At 41.2% G+C, this 19,477-nt stretch carries 21 protein-coding genes; 15 read left to right on the top strand and 6 right to left on the bottom strand.

Going from position 1 to position 19,477, the window contains the following annotated elements:
• Positions 1–2: 2 nt before the first annotated feature.
• Complete coding sequence (hybG, locus tag DPV81_RS08445) at positions 3–278, bottom strand: hydrogenase maturation factor HybG (RefSeq protein WP_005696275.1); 276 nt, start codon at positions 276–278, stop codon at positions 3–5.
• Between the two features lie 344 nt (positions 279–622).
• Between hybG and DPV81_RS08440 the strand changes: the two genes are divergently transcribed.
• The 12 genes from DPV81_RS08440 to fdhF all read left to right on the top strand — a co-directional run bounded on the left by DPV81_RS08440 (position 623) and on the right by fdhF (position 14,328).
• Positions 623–1,222 carry a 4Fe-4S dicluster domain-containing protein gene (locus DPV81_RS08440; RefSeq protein WP_014065505.1) on the top strand — a complete coding sequence of 200 codons (600 nt, stop codon included), beginning with the start codon at positions 623–625 and terminating at the stop codon, positions 1,220–1,222.
• Between the two features lie 36 nt (positions 1,223–1,258).
• Positions 1,259–3,280, top strand: a complete 2,022-nt coding sequence (gene hyfB / locus DPV81_RS08435; protein WP_111387859.1) for a hydrogenase 4 subunit B — start codon at positions 1,259–1,261, stop codon at positions 3,278–3,280.
• 10 nt (positions 3,281–3,290) lie between these two features.
• Positions 3,291–4,253: a respiratory chain complex I subunit 1 family protein gene (locus tag DPV81_RS08430; RefSeq protein ID WP_065243547.1), complete on the top strand. Its 963-nt coding sequence runs from the start codon at positions 3,291–3,293 to the stop codon at positions 4,251–4,253.
• An 11-nt stretch (positions 4,254–4,264) separates the two neighbouring features.
• Positions 4,265–5,710, top strand: coding sequence for a hydrogenase 4 subunit D (locus DPV81_RS08425; protein ID WP_111387858.1), 1,446 nt, complete (start codon positions 4,265–4,267; stop codon positions 5,708–5,710).
• A 15-nt stretch (positions 5,711–5,725) separates the two neighbouring features.
• Positions 5,726–6,364, top strand: a complete 639-nt coding sequence (gene hyfE, locus DPV81_RS08420) for a hydrogenase 4 membrane subunit (RefSeq protein ID WP_054418869.1) — start codon at positions 5,726–5,728, stop codon at positions 6,362–6,364.
• Positions 6,365–6,368: 4 nt separating this feature from the next.
• Positions 6,369–7,907 carry a hydrogenase 4 subunit F gene (locus tag DPV81_RS08415; RefSeq protein WP_111387856.1) on the top strand — a complete coding sequence of 513 codons (1,539 nt, stop codon included), beginning with the start codon at positions 6,369–6,371 and terminating at the stop codon, positions 7,905–7,907.
• A gap of 20 nt (positions 7,908–7,927) precedes the next feature.
• On the top strand, positions 7,928–9,658 hold the full coding sequence (locus tag DPV81_RS08410; RefSeq protein WP_111387854.1) for a hydrogenase large subunit: 1,731 nt from the start codon (positions 7,928–7,930) through the stop codon (positions 9,656–9,658).
• A gap of 12 nt (positions 9,659–9,670) precedes the next feature.
• Positions 9,671–10,318 carry a formate hydrogenlyase complex iron-sulfur subunit gene (locus tag DPV81_RS08405; protein WP_111387852.1) on the top strand — a complete coding sequence of 216 codons (648 nt, stop codon included), beginning with the start codon at positions 9,671–9,673 and terminating at the stop codon, positions 10,316–10,318.
• Positions 10,315–11,091, top strand: coding sequence for an NADH-quinone oxidoreductase subunit B family protein (locus DPV81_RS08400; protein ID WP_070590791.1), 777 nt, complete (start codon positions 10,315–10,317; stop codon positions 11,089–11,091). The genes DPV81_RS08405 and DPV81_RS08400 overlap by 4 nt, the downstream gene beginning before the upstream one ends.
• Positions 11,092–11,135: 44 nt before the next feature.
• A complete protein-coding gene (hycH, locus tag DPV81_RS08395) occupies positions 11,136–11,543 on the top strand; it encodes a formate hydrogenlyase maturation HycH family protein (RefSeq protein WP_005696265.1) in 408 nt (135 codons plus the stop codon).
• Positions 11,536–11,991, top strand: coding sequence for a hydrogenase maturation peptidase HycI (gene hycI, locus DPV81_RS08390; RefSeq protein WP_111387851.1), 456 nt, complete (start codon positions 11,536–11,538; stop codon positions 11,989–11,991). The genes hycH and hycI overlap by 8 nt, the downstream gene beginning before the upstream one ends.
• 177 nt (positions 11,992–12,168) lie before the next feature.
• Positions 12,169–14,328, top strand: a complete 2,160-nt coding sequence (gene fdhF, locus DPV81_RS08385; protein ID WP_243583398.1) for a formate dehydrogenase subunit alpha — start codon at positions 12,169–12,171, stop codon at positions 14,326–14,328.
• Positions 14,329–14,412: 84 nt separating this feature from the next.
• Here fdhF and DPV81_RS08380 read toward each other — a convergent pair whose 3' ends face one another.
• From DPV81_RS08380 to DPV81_RS08360, 5 genes are read right to left on the bottom strand one after another with little or no spacing between them, the layout of a single operon-like run.
• Positions 14,413–15,054: an energy-coupling factor ABC transporter ATP-binding protein gene (locus DPV81_RS08380; RefSeq protein ID WP_111387849.1), complete on the bottom strand. Its 642-nt coding sequence runs from the start codon at positions 15,052–15,054 to the stop codon at positions 14,413–14,415.
• Positions 15,054–15,698, bottom strand: coding sequence for an energy-coupling factor transporter transmembrane component T family protein (locus DPV81_RS08375; protein WP_111387848.1), 645 nt, complete (start codon positions 15,696–15,698; stop codon positions 15,054–15,056). The genes DPV81_RS08380 and DPV81_RS08375 overlap by 1 nt, the downstream gene beginning before the upstream one ends.
• Positions 15,695–16,306, bottom strand: a complete 612-nt coding sequence (cbiM, locus tag DPV81_RS08370; RefSeq protein WP_049385149.1) for a cobalt transporter CbiM — start codon at positions 16,304–16,306, stop codon at positions 15,695–15,697. Before cbiM ends, DPV81_RS08375 begins: the two co-directional genes overlap by 4 nt.
• A gap of 1 nt (position 16,307) precedes the next feature.
• Positions 16,308–16,817, bottom strand: coding sequence for an HI_1622 family ECF transport-associated protein (locus DPV81_RS08365; RefSeq protein WP_111327632.1), 510 nt, complete (start codon positions 16,815–16,817; stop codon positions 16,308–16,310).
• Complete coding sequence (locus DPV81_RS08360) at positions 16,817–17,500, bottom strand: DUF4198 domain-containing protein (protein ID WP_111387846.1); 684 nt, start codon at positions 17,498–17,500, stop codon at positions 16,817–16,819. Before DPV81_RS08360 ends, DPV81_RS08365 begins: the two co-directional genes overlap by 1 nt.
• An 85-nt stretch (positions 17,501–17,585) precedes the next feature.
• On the opposite strand from DPV81_RS08360, the gene DPV81_RS08355 reads away from it, so the two are divergent.
• From DPV81_RS08355 to hypB, 3 genes are all read left to right on the top strand, one after another.
• Entirely contained in the window at positions 17,586–17,999 is a 414-nt protein-coding gene (locus tag DPV81_RS08355) for a MerR family transcriptional regulator (protein ID WP_111327634.1), read from the top strand.
• Between the two features lie 135 nt (positions 18,000–18,134).
• On the top strand, positions 18,135–18,476 hold the full coding sequence (gene hypA / locus DPV81_RS08350) for a hydrogenase maturation nickel metallochaperone HypA (protein ID WP_049367967.1): 342 nt from the start codon (positions 18,135–18,137) through the stop codon (positions 18,474–18,476).
• 186 nt (positions 18,477–18,662) lie between these two features.
• Positions 18,663–19,469, top strand: coding sequence for a hydrogenase nickel incorporation protein HypB (gene hypB / locus DPV81_RS08345; RefSeq protein ID WP_111387844.1), 807 nt, complete (start codon positions 18,663–18,665; stop codon positions 19,467–19,469).
• Positions 19,470–19,477: the final 8 nt, after the last annotated feature.

Genomic DNA, 19,477 nt, shown 5'->3' with positions numbered 1-19,477 from the left:
GTTTATTTTTGATTGAGACCAAGAAAATCGCCGACTTCGTGTTCTAGCTGGCTCATGGCAATTAAGGCTTCTTGAGTCTGTTTTGCTTCTTCTTCATCAATAATCGTCATGGCAAAACCCACATGTACGAGAACCCATTTGCCAACCAGCGGTTTTGGGTCATCCTGACAAATTAATGAAATATTAACTTCTCTTTTTACTCCGCAGACATCGACTACAGCAAGCTGTAATGCGCTGTCAGCTACTTGAATGATCTGTCCCGGAATACCTAAACACATAATCTGTCCTTAGTTAGAATGTTTATGAGATGAATTGTTTATTGTGAGGCAATAAACATACTGTGAAAGAGAAATTTTATCACGTAACCATCTAAATTTGTATAGTGATATTTCAAATAGGGTGATGTCCATTTGTTGAAAATTTGTTCACATTTTTAACATAAAATTATTATGTTTCACGGTTATTTAACAGGCGCATCACAGCAGTAGAAAAACAATCAAAATCTTTTGATCTTAATCACAAATCTTTGAATTACTTCTTGAGCTTTACTTTTCGACAGGAGTATCCTTATAACTAGAGTGGTTATTGTTAAAACGTTATTTACATACAAGGAGGGGAATGTATGAATCGTTTTGTAATCGGTGATCCGAAGGATTGCATTGGATGCAACACCTGTATGGCCGCTTGTAGCGAAGTGCATAAAGCTTTCGGATTACAATCTTTTCCACGCTTACAAGTCATGCGTAATGATGATGTAACCGTGCCAATTCTCTGTCGTCATTGTGATGATTCACCATGTGCTACCGTGTGTCCGGTGCACGCAATCACACATATTAATGACACCATTCAACTTAACGAAAGTCTCTGTATCGGTTGTAAACTTTGTGGTATTGCTTGCCCATTCGGTGCAATTACCCAACATGGTTCAGCACCGATTGACGCACCTACTTATTACGAAGGGTTCTCCTTCACCGATGCGGTAAAACGAGATATTCGTACAGCACCAGATAATACAGATTTACACAATATGCTGGCATGGCAACCTGGCGTGAAAGCCATTGCGGTGAAATGCGATCTTTGCTATTTCCGTGAAGATGGTCCGGCTTGTGTACAAACCTGTCCGACCAAAACATTATTTATTATTAGTGATGAGAGTATCAAGCAGGCTAACGAAAGAAAACGTGAAATGGCAATGGTTTCTTCGCCTGCTATCCCAAGATAATTAGTGTGTTTAACTTGTAATCAATGGAGTGATATTATGAGTTTACCAATCAATTTACTCATCACGACCCTGTTGATTTATGTCGTAGGTGCGTTTATTTCGCTCGCAGTGAGACGAAACGAACAACTTTCAATCAATATATCCGGCGTGACCGGTGTACTTGCTGGAGTGTTAGGTATTGCTGCCTGCATCCCCGTTCTGATCAGCAGCGACACAGTCGTTGATGTTTTCAAAACCCCATTTGAATTTGCCTCGTTCTCCATCCGTATTGACGGATTGGCGGCGTTTATGGTGTGCGTCATTTCTTTATTAGTGATTGTGACCGCACTTTATTCTTTCTCTTATGTAAAAGAATACAAAGGTAAAGGCGCAGGTTCTATGGGCTTCTTTATGAATTTATTTATCGCTTCCATGGTTGCGTTAGTCACTAGCGATAATGCATTCTACTTCCTTGTATTCTTTGAAATGATGTCATTGGCATCTTATTTCTTAGTGCTTACCGAACAAGATGACAATGCCGTCAATGCAGGCTTGCTTTATTTCTTTATTGCGCATGCTGGTTCGGTATTAATTATGATCGCCTTCTTCATTTTCTACTGCTATGCCGGTAGTTTTGAATTTAGCGCATTCCGTCAAACCACTTTACCGGCACCGCTTGCCTTTACCGCCTTTATTTTGGCATTTTTAGGTTTTGGTGCCAAAGCAGGTATGATTCCATTACACAGCTGGTTACCGAAAGCTCACCCGGCTGCACCTTCTCATGCATCTGCAATGATGTCTGGTGTGATGGTAAAAATTGGTATTTTCGGGATCATTAAAGTGGGTGTTGATCTTCTCGGTTCTACCAATGTTTGGTATGGCGTTATTGTGCTTGGTTTTGGTGCGGTATCTTCCGTACTCGGCGTACTTTATGCCTTGGCAGAACATGACATCAAAAAACTCTTGGCTTATCACACAGTAGAAAATATCGGCATCATTATGATGGGTGTGGGCGTCGGTATGATTGGTATCGCGACACATCATCCCGTATTGGCTACCGTAGGCTTACTTGGTGGGTTATATCACTTACTTAACCATGCCGTGTTCAAAGGCTTGTTATTCTTAGGTGCCGGTTCAGTAATGTATCGCTTGCACACTAAAGACATGGACTTAATGGGCGGCTTAGGCAAACTTATGCCTTACACTGCATTCTGTTTCTTAATCGGTACCATGGCGATTTCTGCATTGCCACCGTTTAATGGTTTTGTCAGTGAATGGTTTACTTATCAATCCTTATTCACCTTAAGTCAAAGTGATGATTTAGTATTAAAACTTGCCGGTCCAATTGCCATCATTATGTTGGCATTGACGGGTGCGTTAGCAGCACTTTGTTTCGTGAAAGTGTACGGTATCAGCTTTGGTGGTGCACCGCGTAGCGAAAAAGCAGCCAATGCACGTGAAGTGCCAAAACCAATGGTCATTGCGATGGCTGTGTTGGCGTTATGTTGTGTGTTATTAGGTGTGGGCGCATCTGTGGTGACCCCAATAATTGCGAAAATTTCGACCGCACTTGCTCATAGCGAGCCGCTAATGTTGGCTCAAAATGGCGTGGTGGTCGCACAAGCTGAACCGCATACCGTGCTTTCAACACCGATGGTGACTATCATGCTATTGGCATTCTTCTTCTTGCCATTTAGTTTTTACGCCTTCACCAAAAATCAACGTTTATCCGATCGTGCAAAAGGCAATCCATGGGCTTGTGGTTATGCTTATGAACAAGATATGGCGGCTTCTGCGGGTAGTTTTACTCGTCCATTACGTACGATTTTCAAACCGCTTTATACCTTGCGCGAAGTGTTGGATCCCGCACCTTTAGGTGATAAAGGCATCCAAGCGGTAATTAAAGGCGCAACAAAAACAGAACCTTTCTGGGAAGAAAAAGTGACAATGCCGATCGCTCGTTTTATTCCTTGGTTAGGAACTAAAATTCAATGGTTGCAACAAGGTGACTTCCGTGTGTACTGCGTGTACTTCGTGATTGCCTTGGTGGCAATACTACTTTCCATTGCGTTGATGTAGGAGGTTGAAGATGATTACGTTACCTTCGGAAATTGCAACATCTGCCGGAATGTTTGTTTTTGCCATTGTGCAAGCCTTGATTTTACTTGCCCTTGCACCGTTATTTTCCGGTATTTCACGTATGATCCGTGCTCGCATTCAATCTCGTCGCGGTCCAGGCGTGTTACAAGATTATCGCGACATTGCGAAATTAATGAAACGTCAAAATATTTGGCCTGACAATGCGGGTTGGGTTTCTAAAGTGATGCCTTATGTGCTAATTAGCACCGTGATGGTAGTTGCCATGAGCTTACCTTTATTTACTCGTGTTGCACCGTTTGGCGCAGGCAGTGATTTAATCACCGTGATTTACTTATTCGCCTTGTTCCGTTTCTTCTTTTCAATTGCGGGTTTGGATTCAAACAGCACATTCTCAAGTTTAGGGGCAAGTCGTGAAGTCACATTAGGTGTCTTGGTAGAACCAATTCTCATGTTGGCATTCCTTGTGATTGCTTTAATTGCCGGTTCAACCAATTTTGCGGTTATCGGTAATGCGCTTTCCGAAAACACTTGGCAATATCCAATTGCGACAGTGATTGCTATCGCTGCGGCATTCTTCGCCGTATTTATTGAGATGGGTAAAATTCCATTCGATTTGGCGGAAGCGGAACAAGAATTACAAGAAGGTCCATTGACAGAATACTCTGGTCCAGCACTCGCCTTATTAAAAGTCGGCTTAAGCTTAAAATCCATGGTTGTAGCATCTATCTTTGTGAGCGTGTTGCTTCCGTTTGGTATCCCGACAGAGATGAGCTTAAGTGCGGTCATTTTAGGCGGTGTTTTATTCTTCGTGAAATTATTCGTGGTGTTCGTGTTGGCTTGTGTCTTTGAAAACACACTCTCTCGTACCCGCTTTATGTTAACAGGACGTTTAACCGTGGTCGGCTTCGGCATTTCTGTGTTGGCGTTTGTATTTTACTTCACAGGGTTGTAAGGAGGACAAATATGGAACGTTTAGCTCTGATTACAATCATTTTACCTTTCGTCGGGGCGTTTATTGTTGGTTTGAACAAAAAACACTTTGCTCAAATTGCCACTGTATTTGCAGCGCTTGCTACGTTAGGCACCATGTTAGTCGCCAGACAATGGTTTGCTGATGGACATCAAAGTGTCACTTATGACATTGTCGCGTTTGATAAAACCGCGATCTTTGGTGTAACTCTTGATGCAGTTAGTACACTAATTGCCTTCGCCGTTGTGGCCTTAGGTTTCTTAATCTGCCTATATTCTTGCGGTTACTTAACCGATAAAAATCGTGAACACCCACATAATGGGTTACCACGTTTTTATGCCTTCTTGCTCATTTTTATCGGTGCCATGGCGGGCTTGGTGTATTCCTCAACTTTAGCAGGACAATTATTGTTCTTCGAAATTACCGGGGGATGTTCTTGGGCATTGATCAGTTATTATCAAACACCAAAAGCTCAAGCAGCAGCAATGAAAGCCTTGATTATCACCCACGTGGGAGCAATCGGGTTATATATTGCCGCAGCGTATTTGTTCAGCCAATCAGGTACTTTCTCTATCACAGCGTTAGAACATTTAGATCCGGGTGCGAAAACCATCGTGCTATTCGGTGTGATGTTTGCTGCGTGGGGTAAATCAGCGCAATTACCAATGCAAATTTGGTTGCCGAATGCAATGGAAGCACCTACACCGGTGAGTGCGTATTTGCACGCTGCATCAATGGTTAAAGTTGGGGTGTATATCTTCGCTCGTTCTGTTATGTCTGCTGGTGAGATTCCACATATTGTGGGTGAAGTCGGCATCATCATGGCGATGATTACCTTAATTTATGGCTTCTTGATGTACTTGCCACAAACTGACTTAAAACGTTTATTGGCGTATTCAACCATTACCCAACTGTCTTATATTTTCATTGGGATTTCTCTTGCTGCATTAGGTTCTAAATTGGCTTTTGTGGCAGCGATTAGCTACATCTTCAACCATGCTTTCGCGAAAAGCTTATTCTTCTTGGTTGCGGGTTCATTAAGTTATGCGACAGGAACTCGTTCTATGCCATTACTACAAGGCATTATGCGTACAATGCCAGTGGTAGGGGCTGGATTTGGTGTAGCAGCATTAGCGATTGCCGGGGTACCACCGTTTAACGGATTCTTCAGTAAATATCCATTATTTGCGGCCGGATTTGAATTAGGCCATGAATATGGCTGGATTACTTGGTTAATGGTACTTGCTTTAGTTGAATCTACTGCAACATTCGTATGGTTGTTGTATAAATTCGGACAATGCGTCATCGGTAAACCGTCAGAAGCAGTGGCTGAAGCACAACCAATTACATTTTCAATGAGTATCGTATTAGTGATTCTCATGGTGATGTCTGTATGCTCTAGCTTCATTGCAGCATATTGGCTAGGTTTGGCGGGTTAGGTTAAGGAGGACTCTATGTTAATGATAAATGGACTTGCGTGTTTACTCATTATTACCTCTCTTTGCGTAATTATGGTTAGAACCGCCAAAAAAGCTGCATTGTTTTACGGTTTGCAATCGTTGGTGTTGGTATTACTCTTTGTCTATCTTGCCAATGAAATGCAAGCTCATGAACTTTATATGTGGTCAATCAGCGCATTTATTACCAAAGTGGTTTTGGTACCCGCGATTTTAATCTATGCGATGAAAAAAGTTGATGAAAGTCAAACTCCAGCTGGAATAAATGTCGCTTGGTTGATCCCGATCACAGCAGTGATAGTGACATTGTGCTACTTTGTCGTTGTCCCAATCGATTTACCGTTGGTTGCCCATCTTAAACCGGCACTATCAGTGTCATTAAGCCACTTCTTATTAGGTTTAGTGTGCATTGTTAGCCAACGCAATATCGTAAAACAAGTATTCGGTTATTGTTTGATGGAAAACGGTTCTCATCTCACATTAGCCTTATTGGCAAATAAAGCACCTGAGTTAGTGGAAATCGGAATTGCCACAGATGCTATCTTTGCCGTCATCATAATGGTGGTGTTGGTAAACAAAATTTACCGTACATTCCATTCATTAGATGCAAAACAACTTATGAGTTTGAAGGGGTAACGCTATGTATGAACAATGGATAATCGCGTTATTAATCGCACCTTTAGCAATATCACTTGCCAGTTTCGCTTGTGGCGTGACAAAAGCACGGACAATTTGTACCGCACTTCATGTTACAGGTTTGATTTTGATGTTAGCATTTGCCTTACAAATTATTAATGGCGTGCTAACTCAGGGGGAAATCAGTGCATTAAATAACTGGGTTTACATCGACAGTCTATCTGCTATTTTCTTAGGTCTCATCGCTATTGTCGGAACATTAGCCAGTATTTATTCTATCGGCTACATTGGTACGGAATATCGTGAAGGGCATCTTGATTTAAAAACATACTGCAATTATTACGGCTTTTTGCATTTGTTTTTCTTCACCATGATTATTTCTGTGATCACCAATAATGTGATTTTGATGTGGGCAGCCATTGAGGCAACTACATTAAGTTCTGCGTTCTTGGTTGGCACATATAAACAAAAAACTTCTCTTGAAGCCGCATGGAAATACATCATTATTTGTTCAGTTGGGGTGGCGTTTGGATTGTATGGCACAATTTTAACGTTCTCTAATGGAACAAATCTTTTAGCTGATCCAAGCCAAGCTATTTTCTGGACAGAAATCAATCAACAGGCAGCGGGTTTGAATCCAATGCTCATGTATCTTGCTTTTGCCTTTATTTTGGTTGGGTTTGGTACTAAATGCGGTCTATTTCCAATGCATACTTGGTTGTCTGATGCACACAGTGAGGCACCAAGTCCAGTGAGTGCGATTCTATCAGCTGTATTATTGAATTGTGCCATGTTGGTGGTATTGCGTTATTACATCTTAGTTTCTAAAGCAGTCGGTTCTACATACCCGCAAACCTTATTGTTGGTATTTGGTTTACTCTCTGTATTAGTGGCGGCGTTGTTTATTATCGTCCAATTCGATATCAAACGTTTATTGGCATATTCCAGTATTGAAAACATGGGGTTAATTAGCTTTGCCTTTGGTTTAGGTGGCCCAATCGGTGTATTTGCGGGTTTATTACATACCATCAACCATAGTTTAGCGAAAACCTTGTTATTCTGTGCTTCAGGTAACATATTATTAAAATATAAAACCCGTGATATGAACCAAGTACGTGGTTTATGGCGTGTCGCACCAATGACGGCGGTGTTATTTGCCGGTGGTGCATTAGCACTAGGTGGTATCCCACCATTTAACGTGTTCGTCAGTGAATTCAGTATTGCTGTTGCCGGTATTTACGCAGGTAAAACTTGGTTAATGGTGTTCTGTTTAATTTTACTCACTATCGTGTTAGCTGGATTGTCTTTAATGGTATTAAAAACTGTATTAGGCAAACAACCGGATAATGTTGAAGTGGGAGATGTGAACAAAGTTTCACTCGTGGCGATGGCAATTTTATTGTTATTCATGTTTATTATGGGTATTCATATTGCCGAACCAATTTTGCAGTTATTAAAAAGTGCGGTCGGAATTGTACTCGGATCTGAACAAGTGTCTTTTGGTGAAATGTTAGTTTTACCTTGGCAAAGTTTAGCGCAATGATCGACAGGAGGGATAAATATATGGAATTAACTAAAAATACATCAGTCGATCCAGCCAAAATGATTGGCAAAAATTACATTGAAGCAGTCAATGCAAAATTTCCAAATACTATTTTGGATGAGGAGTGGTCAACACCAAATCAGGTTACACTTACCATTAAAACCAATATGTTACCTGATGTTGTTGAATACCTTTATTATCAACATGAAGGTTGGTTACCGTTGGTATTCGGGAATGATGAGCGTTCAATTCATGGCAACTATGCAGTGTACTACGTACTTTCCATGGAAGGGGAAGTCAAAACCTTTATCACTATTAAAGCCTTAGTTGATCCTGTGAGCTTAGAATTTCCGTCTGTGACACCAAAAGTCAAAGCGGCTGTTTGGGGCGAACGTGAATTATTTGACATGTATGGTTTGAAAGCCGTCGGTTTACCAGACCAACGCCGCTTAGTGTTGCCAGATGATTGGCCGGATGATCTTTATCCATTACGTAAAGACTCAATGGATTATCGTTTACGTCCCGATCCGACAACCGCGACAGAAACATACGAATTTATTAACGAAAAAGGGGAAGCACGTATCGTTCCTCTTGGCCCGTTACATATCACTTCCGATGAACCTGGACACTTCCGTTTGTTCGTGGATGGGGAAGATATCATTGATGCGGACTATCGTTTGTTCTATGTGCACCGTGGTATGGAAAAATTGGCAGAAACCCGTATGGATTACGACCAAGTTAACTTCCTGGCTGACCGTGTATGTGGGATTTGTGGTTTCACACATAGTGTGGCCTATGCTAATTCCGTCGAAAGTGCTTTGGGGATTCAAATTCCAAAACGCGCTGAATGGATTCGTGCGATTTTATTAGAAGTAGAACGTTTACACAGTCACTTATTAAACTTAGGCCTATCTAGTCACTTTACCGGCTTTGATACTGGCTTTATGCAATTCTTCCGCGTTCGTGAAAAATCTATGACCTTGGCAGAAGTGCTAACCGGTGCACGTAAAACCTATGGTATTAACCTTATCGGTGGTGTGCGTCGTGATATGTTGAAACATCAACGTGAGCAATGTATCAAACTTATCGGCGAAATGCGTGAAGAACTCAAAACCTTGACTGATATTTTATTAAATACACCGAATATGGAACAACGTACGGTAGGTGTCGGTGTATTGGCAAAAGATATCGCTCGTGACTTTAGTCCGGTTGGTCCAATGATTCGTGGTTCTGGCTTTGCTCGTGATGTGCGTAAAGTACATCCGTTCTCCGGTTATGGCGATGTTCCTTTCAATCTCTTCACTGAAGCCAATGGTGACGTGTTATCTCGTGTGAAAGTGCGGATTAATGAAGTGTTTGAATCCATGAATATCATCGATTACATGGTGGACAATTTGCCAAGTGGTGAAATCTTAAAAGAAGGTTTCAATTATACGCCTGGACGTTTTGCTTTAGGGATTACGGAAGCGCCACGTGGCGAAGATATTCACTGGTCAATGCTAGGCGACAACCAAAAACTTTTCCGTTGGCGTTGTCGTGCTGCTACTTATGCTAACTGGCCAACATTACGCTATATGTTGCGTGGCAATACAGTGTCTGATGCACCACTTATTATTGGTAGCCTTGACCCTTGCTATTCTTGTACCGACCGTGTCACCGTGGTGGATGTGCGTAAACGCAAAGCGAAAACCGTGGATTATAAAGAGATTGAACGCTACGGTATCGAACGTAAAAATTCACCATTGAAATAGGGGAGGCGGAAAATGTTTAAATTACTAAAAACGGTATTTAAAGCAGGTGATGTCACCACCAAATATCCGTTCAAACCTTATGAAGTCGATGAGGATTTTAGAGGTAAACCGGAACTTAATTCTGATCAATGTATTGTCTGTGCGGCTTGTACCATTGCTTGTCCAGCTAATGCGTTGACCATGAGAACAGATCCGGTGACAGGCGACCGTACATGGTCATTATTTCTTGGTCGTTGTATTTTCTGTGGTCGTTGTGAAGAGGTTTGTCCAACCAAAGCCATTTGCTTGTCACAAGATTTTGAATTATCAGTGACCAATAAACAGGATCTTTTCCAAGAAACCACCTTTGCAACAGTAACTTGTCAGGAATGTGGTAAACCGTTTATTTCTTATAAAGAATTGAATTACACCATTGATTTATTCAAACAAACTTTGGATAAACCTGAATTAGTGAAACAAAAATTGGCGGAGTTGCATACTTGTCCGGTTTGTAAACGTCAGCACAGCTTAGAAAAAACCGCGAATATGGAATCCAATATGCGGATGAAATTAATCGACTTTAAAGAGCCGGTTCGCTTGAATTTCAAAAAAGCGCTCGAGCAACGAGAACAAAGTGCGGTTGATTTACCTAACGTTTTAGCAGGAGGCGAAAGACGATGAACACACAAATTCCAATGCCGGTCAATGGCATATCAACACCGTTTAGTATTGATGAAAATATTGCCAAAATGAAACAAACGTTGCTGAAAGATATTCAACGTTCAGCTTACGTTTATCGTGTGGACTGCGGCGGTTGTAATGGGTGTGAAATCGAAATATTCAGTACCATTACGCCAACATTCGATGCGGAACGTTTTGGTATTAAAGTAGTAGCTTCACCTCGTCATGCGGACATTTTATTGTTCACTGGTGCGGTTACCCGTGCGATGCGTACGCCAGCAATGCGTGCTTACCAAGCTGCACCAGATCCAAAAATCTGTATTTCTTACGGTGCTTGCGGTTGTGGCGGTGGTATTTTCCACGATCTCTATTGTGTTTGGGGCGGTAGTGATCAAATTGTACCAATTGATGTGTATATCCCTGGCTGTCCTCCAACCCCTGCTGCGACCATTTATGGATTCGCGGTAGCACTTGGTTTGCTTGATCAAAAGCTTAAAGGTAAACAAGAAAAAGCTGATCCTAACGCAGAAGCTAAATTACGTTTCCCAACTATTCCGTTGGATTTGCGTATTAGTCTTGAACGTGAAGCGCGTCGTCTTGCCGGTTATCGTCAAGGCGGTAACATCGCTAACCAATTTATGGCAATGATGACAGAAAATGACAAAGTGCCATTTGGTGTACGTTTAGGTGAATACCTAGAACGAGAAGCCGATCCGCGTTTAAGCGAAATCGTCAATCGTTTGCATGCGATTAGTATGCCGTTTTCGGGATAATTAATAATGGGGCAAGTGATTGCCCCTATAAAAATGGGAATGTTATGACAACGAAAGTCTTTTTCTATTTATTAAACGAACGTTTCGTCGAAAACGATGAACAAGTGCCAGAGCAAGCAAAACAGGTGATGTATTACTCTTTGGCGATTGGTCATCATGTTGGCGTAATTGATTGTTTTAAAAAATTACTGGTTTGTGACTACGATGCTTATCAACGTTTTGTAGATAGCTTTCCAGAAGGGGATGCTAAACGTAAATTTGCCGGCTTAATGCGATTTGGTGAAATTGTGATTGATTCCAGTCATGTCAATTTATTGGCGAAAGCAATGGATGAAAATAAAGCCAATTTTACCCCAGAACATCAAGAGTGGGTCGAAATACTAATGGATACGTTAGCGTCGATTCAGCGTGAGCCTGTGATGTATATTATGGTGAAACGTCGTGATGAATAATGTGATCTTAACTGTTGGCAACAGCATGATGGGGGATGACGGTGCGGGTCCTTATCTCTATCAGTTATTAAGTGAAAATCCATTGCCAAATTGGACCGCACTTGACGGCGGCTCAGCCCCCGAAAATGTTGCACATATTGTGCGAGACATGAAACCCGATCTGCTTTTAATTTTCGATGCGGCTGATATGGAATTAGCGCCAGGTAAAATCCGAATCATTGAAAAAGAGAGCATTGCGGAAATGTTTTTCATGAGTACACATAATATGCCGCTCAATTACCTCATTGAACAACTGGAACAAGATATTAAACAAATTGTTTTTGTTGGGCTCCAACCCGATCTGGTTTCTTTTGGCTTTCCGATGACAGACGGCGTAAAAGAGTCTGTGCAATTTATGTATGATTTTTTAAAAGAGGGAAGATCGCTTGAAGAGATTCCTGTTTTGTAGAAAAAGTGAGGGGGATTTTCTAAACATATTTTAAAAATATTACGAAAACCTGTTTTATATCAATAAATCCATGTTTTTTGTAAGACTATGAACTGATTTTGGGTGTAATATATACCCAGAATTAATTATTCTAATTCTATCTCTAACCTCGTGTTGTATTAAAATAAGGACGTTACTATGGCTATTAAAAAAGTAATTACCGTATGTCCGTATTGTGCCTCAGGTTGTAAAATCCATCTTTTGGTGGAAAACAACAAAATTGTGGGTGCTGAAGGTGCAAACGGAAAAACAAACGAAGGGGAGTTATGCCTAAAAGGATATTATGGCTGGGATTTTGTGCATGACACAAAAATCCTGACTCCTCGCCTAACTCAACCGATGATCCGCTACAAACGTGGCGAACCATTCACACCAGTGAGCTGGGAAGAAGCGATTTCTTACACAGCAAGACGTCTCAGTGAAATCAAAGAAAAGTACGGTAACGAATCGATTATGGTAACGGGCTCTTCCCGTGGACCAGGTAACGAAGTGAACTTCGTTATGCAAAAATTCGCCCGTGCGGTATTAGGAAATAACAACATTGACTGTTGTGCGCGCGTGTGACACGGCCCTTCTGTAACAGGTCTGCTCAAATCGGTCGGTAACGGCGCAATGTCCAACTCAATTGTTGAGATTGAAGATACCAAATGCGTATTCATTTTTGGCTATAATGCCTCCACTTCACACCCTATTGTGGCGCGTCGGATTAACCACGCCAAAGCAAAAGGGGCGAAAGTTATTGTTTGTGACCCTCGTAAAATCGAAACAGCCCGTATTGCGGATATTTATGCGCCGCTTGCTAACGGGTCTAACGTCGCATTCTTGAATGCGATGATGAATGTGATTTTAGAAGAAGGGTTACAAGATCAAAAATTTATTGATGAACACACCGAAAACTTCGATGCGTTCTATGAAACCGTGAAAGCTTATACACCGGAATCCACACAACATATCACCGGTATTGAACCTGAAATGTTGCGTGAAATTGCCCGCACTTATGCAAAAGCGGAAACCGCTACTATCTTATGGGGTATGGGCGTTTGCCAATTCCGTCAAGGTGTAGAAACCGTACGTGCATTAGCAAGCTTGGCAATGCTTACCGGTAACTTAGGTAAACCAAATGTTGGGGTGAACCCAGTACGTGGTCAAAACAACGTACAGGGCGCATGCGATATGGGTGCGTTATTCAACACATTACCAGGCTATCAAAGTTTTGCTGACCCAGAAACTAACGCAAAATTTGCGAAAGCTTGGGGCGTGCCATCTATTCCAACCAAACCAGGTGTGCCGTTGAGTGAAGTGCCTGAAGCTATCATGGAAGATAAAATTAAAGCATTCTATATCATGGGTGAAGATACATTACAAACTGAGCCTGATATTAATGCGGTTAAAAAAGCCTTCGAGAAAGTTGAACTTCTCATCGTTCAAGATATCTTCATGACTCAAACAGCCGCAGAAGCAGATATTTTATTGCCTGCTACTTCTTGTGCTGAGCATGAAGGTGTGTATAGTGCCGCTGACCGTGGTTTCCAACGTTTCTATAAAGCCGTTGAACCAACTGGCGACGTCAAGGATGACTGGGTGATCATTAGCGAACTAGCTACAGCAATGGGCTACCCAATGCACTATAACAATACCAAAGAAATTTGGGATGAACTTCGTTCACTTTGCCCAATTTACAAAGGGGCAACCTACGAAAAAATGGAAGGCATGGGTTATATCCAATGGCCATGTACTGACGAAGGCCCTGAAGATCAAGGTACAACATACTTGTATAAAGGCCAAATCTTCGACCGTCCGAATGGCAAAGCTGAGTTCTTCGCTTGCGACTGGGAACCACCAATGGAAGATCTTTCTGAAGAATTCCCATTGATACTTTCCACAGTACGTGAAGTGGGTCACTATTCTTGTCGTTCAATGACAGGTAACTGCCGAGCTCTTGCTGCACTTGCGGATGAACCGGGATTCGTACAAATGAACGATCAAGATGCCAAAGAGTTGGGCATTAAAAACAACGACTTGGTTTGGATTGCATCATCACGCGGTAAAGTGATTTCTCGCGCGGATGTCAGCACTCGTACAAACAAAGGTGCTTGTTATATGACCTATCAATGGTGGATCGGTAAATGTAACGAATTAACCGCTGAACATTTGAACCCGGGTTCTAGAACGCCGGAATACAAATACAGCGCGGTTCGTATCGAAAAAATCGAAGACCAAGCCTGGGCTGAACGCTATGTGGTCACTGAATATGCGAAATTAAAAAATCGCTTAAAAGAAACCGCACTTGTGGCTTGATTAGCGTTATAAATGAATGACGGGCGAACTTAAATGGTTCGCCCGTTTTTTATTGAATTATTTCCTTACCCATTATGAACGCATTTAGCCATCGTTATCCGTAGCTAAAGATAAACAGGAATCCGCAAGTGTTTCACTAAAGCGTAAATCATGCGAGGCAATAAGCATCGGCAACTGTAATTCGCGTAAAAGTGCGGTCAGTTTGGCAATATTTTTTACATCCAGTCCATTGGTTGGTTCATCAAGTAATAATACTTTTGGTTGCATCGCTAGCACGCCAGCCAGTGCTGTAAAGTTCTGTTCTCCACCAGATAAGGTATTCACAGAGCGATCTTTTAATCCAACAATATTCAGACGTTCCAACTGCTGTAATGCAATTTGATAGGCTTCATCTCTGTTTAATCCTTGATTAAGTGGACCAAAGGCTACATCATCAAGTACGGTTGGACCAAACAGTTGATCGCCTGCATGTTGGAAACAGATCCCTACCTTTCCACGTAGCGGTACAAAATCCTTTTCTTGATGGCATGTTCGATCGAACCAGCGAATCTCGCCTTGTTGGTAAGGTATAAAACCTAATAGGCAATGTAATAGCGTCGATTTTCCACAACCAATATCACCTTGTAAAAAAAGACGATGACCTTCAGGGAGTTCAAAAGAAAGGTTATCAATAATCACGCGTTGGTCACGCATGATCTGTAATTGTTTGACTTCGAGGATGTTCATCAAGATTTATCCTGTGTTTTTTTCACATCATGCAGCTGAAAGCCACGAGCTTTTAGCGCCATTTCTGTTTTTTCTGCTTTAACGAGTGCATGAATTAATAATAGGGCGACACGCTGCGCCGCGATAAATAAGGTTCGGCTATTCAGTTTTGGCTGGTAGCCACGTGCTCGCATTGCCATATCCATCTTTTTATGTACTTCACTGAACACGGAAATATAGCGAACAGTGAGAACAAAGAGATGAAGTAGTTTTTCAGGTAATGGCAAACGACACAATGCTTGCAATAAAAGGCTCTCGTTCATATCAATTAATAAGAGGCGAGTTAAACTTAAAATTAAATTGAAACGTAGCGTGATGAGTAGCGCGAGCTGAATGCCCATTGGATTTAATACTAAACCTTGCTCGGTGATTTTCCAGCTTAAGGTTAACCAAACGAGTAGTGTAAATAGATTTAGTTTCAGCCAATATTTGAAATAACCGGCAAGGGATTTTTGATAGCGAATTAGCGCAATAAGTAATCCGCTGAATACGAGCAGATTAAGGATAATAAGCGTTGAAATATGTGCCATTGTGCTGACGATAAGTCCACACAAAAACACATAAATTAATCGCAAGTGCGGTTGAAAAATAGTAAGAAAATTCATTTCACTACACTGAGCGCTGTTGGATACATTTTGTTTAACAATAAGACCACCCCGACGCTGACGATACTGTCGATAATAAACACGGGAATATGTGATATCACCAGAAGCATAATTAGATCGCTGTAGGCTTTACCGCCATCTAGAGCCAAGACTAAAGAAGCGAGCAAGGCTGAACCGCCAACGCCGATCACACCAGCTCCAATTCCTGCAGTAATTTGAGTGCGACGGGAATTGTCATTTTCAAGTCTTTTTGCAAATAGCCAATGTACGAGAAGGGCAGGTAATGCCATTACGCATAAATTGACACCTAATACAGCAAATCCCCCGAAGGAAAAGAGTAGGGCTTGTAATACCAATGCGATTAAAAATGCAGGGAAAACAGCCCAGCCGAGAAACAGGCCGGCCATGCCGTTTAAGATGAGATGCACACTACCAATGCCTACCGGTACATGAATGGTACCTGCAACAAAAAAAGCAGCAGCAAACAATGCTGTTAGCGGCAATTGCTGCGAATTGAGTCGTTTAAGACCAATCATTACGCAGACTAATGCGACAGCTGCACCACCAAGCAATACGGGTGTATGCAACACACCTTCCGATAAATGCATATTATCTTTCCTTAGCCTTAGATTGCGACGCACGCGTCATCTTTGAGGCTCTAATCAATGCCCATAAGCCAAAAATACCAACAATATAGCCGATACCGCCAATAATATCGTGCAGGTAAATTTTGTCTTTTAATTTAGAAATATCTTCGCGGACCAACATCAATGCATTGTCACTATTATTAGTGGTTTGCGCAGATACTCTGTTGGCAACAATTGAGGCTCGATGTCCTTCTTCACCTTCTATCACTACTTTAATGGCACCTTCGGTAGTGGTATTGATCGGATAGGCAAATTGCCCATTGCGATCCGTTTTACCTTCCAATAGAGGGGAGTCCTGGCCAGCTTGCAAAATCTCCATATAGGTTTCTGCTGCTGGGGTCATATCGGAATAATAGGCTTTGCCAGAAACTGTGCGTCCATCATATTGTGCAAATACATGCAAACTATGAGCCAATGCTGATGGTGCGCACAGCCAGGTGAAAAGTGCGGTTAAAAATACAACTCTTTTCATTATTTCGCGTCAAAAGTTAGCATATATTCAACACTACGTTTGTTATAGTCAGGATTGTCTTTAACCGGTTCATCAAATTCAGCCCAGACTTTGTTATAGCCCACTTTAGGGGTGAATTGTGCAATACCTTTTTCATTGGTTAAGTTGAATGGGTGATCTTCGCCTAAACCCACTTTGATGCCTTGCACTGGTTTACCTTTTACTAACACGAGAATATCGAGTGGTTGTCCCGCTTTCGGTTCACTTTGTGGGATCAATTCATAATCCATGTTGTGTGATTTATTTGCTTGCGCATCCCAGTGTAAAATCGCTTTGCCAAATTTGACTGGATTAACACTAAGCACAGCATCTGGGGCCTGCTGTTTGGTTTTTTTGACATATTTACCGCTTGGCAATTTTGACCAAACGCCATTATCAAAGCGAATAAATGCGATGGCTGCATCAGGGGCAGCAAAGTGTGCTTCGCCTTCTTTAAAGTTTACTGTGGCATTTTGCAATTGGCCTTTAGCATCAAGTAGGCGTACCGCTTTTAATTTGCTTTGAGGATAGGTTTCAGTCTCCTCATGACCAAATTTAACCACATATTGCCCTTTTACATCCTTAACGGGCTCCAACCAAACATTATGTGCATTAGCGAGTGAAGCACCGAATAGTGCAGTGATAAGTAATGCTGTTTTTTTCATGGAAGTTCTCCTTTTCTAACATGTGAATACTGTGATAAAGTATAAAATATGAAGTAACTTCAGAGTCAAGTGTAATTTTTAAAAAATGAAAATTGGTCAGCTAGCCAACATTGTTGGCTGTACGGTGGAAGCTGTACGTTTCTATGAAAAACAAGGATTGATCGAACCAGCCAAGCGAACAAGTGGTAATTTTCGCGTTTATACGGAAGAGCATTTGAAACAACTTTCTTTTATTTGCTATTGCCGCAGTTTGGATATTTCACTGAAAGAAATCAAAATGTTGCTCAATCCTCAATGTGCCACTCAAGAGCAGGAAAGGGAAATTAATGAGTTGCTAGATCGACATATTCGAGAAGTATCAAAACGGATCCATGAATTGGCTCACTTGAGAATTCGCTTAATTCAGCTCAAAGGCAAATGTAGCCAGTTTGAACAAAATAATGATTTTATGAATACTTTATTGCAACATAGCGGCATTAATTTTGTGCCACTAAAATGATTTCTTGTACGAGTACCAGTAAAATTTTTCAAACAACGTTTAAATATCGAACAACGAAACACAGAAATGCTGAAAATAAACATCAAAAAAGAGTAAAATTGGAACAGACTGCTTTTTTATTTTAAGGAGAAAATCATGCATGAGATGTCTCTCTGTCAGAATATTATGGAAATTATTGATCAACAACAGAAAAAGCATGAAATCCATGAAGTGACAGATATTTGGCTAGAAATTGGGGCACTGTCTTGTGTCGAGCAAAGTGCGGTAGAATTTTGCTTTGAAATTATGCGCAAAGATACCGTTGCTGAAAACTGTCAGTTACATTTTATTCATTTACCTGCGATTGCATGGTGCTGGCAATGTCAAAAGGAAGTTGAGATTGAAGCCTATCAAGATTGCTGTCCACATTGTCACAGTGCATGTTTACAACGTCGAAGTGGCACCGAATTTAGAGTGAAAGAAATTGCCGTAAAATAGCAAGACGTCTAAATTGGCAAATTTAACCTGATCTTTTGAATATAAAATACGCTAACTACTTGATAGTATGTATTTATCTCTCTTCAAAGAATATATTTAAGATAGAGAATATGGTATTCTAACGCATGTGAATTACCATAGATTCTAAGTATTTACAGAATAAACGAAACATTATTGAGGTGACTTATGTGTACAACCTGTGGCTGTGGCCATCCAGACCAAGTCAGAATCGGAGAATTACCGCATGTTCATAATGATTCCAATGCGCAACATGCAACAAAACTACCTAATTTTTCTCACTCCGCCTTCCGCATGCCAGACTCTCCACAACAAGATGAAACTCAGCAACGATTACTGAAAGTAGAACAAGATATTCTCGGCGCAAACAATCAATTAGCCGATATGAATCGTCGCTTTTTCGCGAATCAGCATATTTTGGCGCTTAATCTTGTTTCAAGTCCTGGTTCAGGTAAAACAACTTTGTTAACGACCACATTAAATGCATTAAAAAATGACTATCCTTGTTATGTGATCGAAGGGGATCAACAAACAGAAAATGATGCAGATCGTATTCGTCAAACGGGTGTGCCAGCGATTCAAGTTAATACGGGCAAAGGTTGTCACTTAGATGCACAAATGATTGGTAATGCATTGGTGAAATTGCAGCCTCAGGAAAATAGTCTGATGTTTATTGAAAATGTCGGAAACCTAGTCTGCCCATCAGAGTTTGATTTAGGCGAACACGCCAAAGTGGTGATCTTATCTGTGACAGAAGGCGAAGATAAACCACTCAAATATCCACATATGTTTGCGGCCTCGAAGTTAATGATTTTAAACAAAGTCGATTTACTGCCGTACTTAAATTTCGATGTGGAAAAATGTATTGCTTATGCGAAACAAGTGAATCCAACAATTGAGGTTATCCAGTTGTCTTCTCTAAGTGGAGAAGGATTACAGCAATGGCTAGACTGGTTAAAAGCGCAAGAAAGATAGGAGCATCA

The sequence above is a fragment of the Haemophilus parainfluenzae genome, from assembly GCF_003252795.1.
Classification (GTDB): domain Bacteria; phylum Pseudomonadota; class Gammaproteobacteria; order Enterobacterales; family Pasteurellaceae; genus Haemophilus_D; species Haemophilus_D parainfluenzae_K.
The sequence above is the reverse complement of the archived record's forward strand: the minus strand, read 5'-3'. Positions and strand labels throughout refer to the sequence as shown.

What these genes read in the sequence shown, in the direction of transcription:
- hybG (WP_005696275.1), bottom strand. Translation starts at nt 278, where the DNA reads ATGTGTTTAGGTATTCCGGGACAGATCATTCAAGTAGCTGACAGCGCA.
- DPV81_RS08440 (WP_014065505.1), top strand. Translation starts at nt 623, where the DNA reads ATGAATCGTTTTGTAATCGGTGATCCGAAGGATTGCATTGGATGCAAC.
- hyfB (WP_111387859.1), top strand. Translation starts at nt 1,259, where the DNA reads ATGAGTTTACCAATCAATTTACTCATCACGACCCTGTTGATTTATGTC.
- DPV81_RS08430 (WP_065243547.1), top strand. Translation starts at nt 3,291, where the DNA reads ATGATTACGTTACCTTCGGAAATTGCAACATCTGCCGGAATGTTTGTT.
- DPV81_RS08425 (WP_111387858.1), top strand. Translation starts at nt 4,265, where the DNA reads ATGGAACGTTTAGCTCTGATTACAATCATTTTACCTTTCGTCGGGGCG.
- hyfE (WP_054418869.1), top strand. Translation starts at nt 5,726, where the DNA reads ATGTTAATGATAAATGGACTTGCGTGTTTACTCATTATTACCTCTCTT.
- DPV81_RS08415 (WP_111387856.1), top strand. Translation starts at nt 6,369, where the DNA reads ATGTATGAACAATGGATAATCGCGTTATTAATCGCACCTTTAGCAATA.
- DPV81_RS08410 (WP_111387854.1), top strand. Translation starts at nt 7,928, where the DNA reads ATGGAATTAACTAAAAATACATCAGTCGATCCAGCCAAAATGATTGGC.
- DPV81_RS08405 (WP_111387852.1), top strand. Translation starts at nt 9,671, where the DNA reads ATGTTTAAATTACTAAAAACGGTATTTAAAGCAGGTGATGTCACCACC.
- DPV81_RS08400 (WP_070590791.1), top strand. Translation starts at nt 10,315, where the DNA reads ATGAACACACAAATTCCAATGCCGGTCAATGGCATATCAACACCGTTT.
- hycH (WP_005696265.1), top strand. Translation starts at nt 11,136, where the DNA reads ATGACAACGAAAGTCTTTTTCTATTTATTAAACGAACGTTTCGTCGAA.
- hycI (WP_111387851.1), top strand. Translation starts at nt 11,536, where the DNA reads ATGAATAATGTGATCTTAACTGTTGGCAACAGCATGATGGGGGATGAC.
- DPV81_RS08380 (WP_111387849.1), bottom strand. Translation starts at nt 15,054, where the DNA reads ATGAACATCCTCGAAGTCAAACAATTACAGATCATGCGTGACCAACGC.
- DPV81_RS08375 (WP_111387848.1), bottom strand. Translation starts at nt 15,698, where the DNA reads ATGAATTTTCTTACTATTTTTCAACCGCACTTGCGATTAATTTATGTG.
- cbiM (WP_049385149.1), bottom strand. Translation starts at nt 16,306, where the DNA reads ATGCATTTATCGGAAGGTGTGTTGCATACACCCGTATTGCTTGGTGGT.
- DPV81_RS08365 (WP_111327632.1), bottom strand. Translation starts at nt 16,817, where the DNA reads ATGAAAAGAGTTGTATTTTTAACCGCACTTTTCACCTGGCTGTGCGCA.
- DPV81_RS08360 (WP_111387846.1), bottom strand. Translation starts at nt 17,500, where the DNA reads ATGAAAAAAACAGCATTACTTATCACTGCACTATTCGGTGCTTCACTC.
- DPV81_RS08355 (WP_111327634.1), top strand. Translation starts at nt 17,586, where the DNA reads ATGAAAATTGGTCAGCTAGCCAACATTGTTGGCTGTACGGTGGAAGCT.
- hypA (WP_049367967.1), top strand. Translation starts at nt 18,135, where the DNA reads ATGCATGAGATGTCTCTCTGTCAGAATATTATGGAAATTATTGATCAA.
- hypB (WP_111387844.1), top strand. Translation starts at nt 18,663, where the DNA reads ATGTGTACAACCTGTGGCTGTGGCCATCCAGACCAAGTCAGAATCGGA.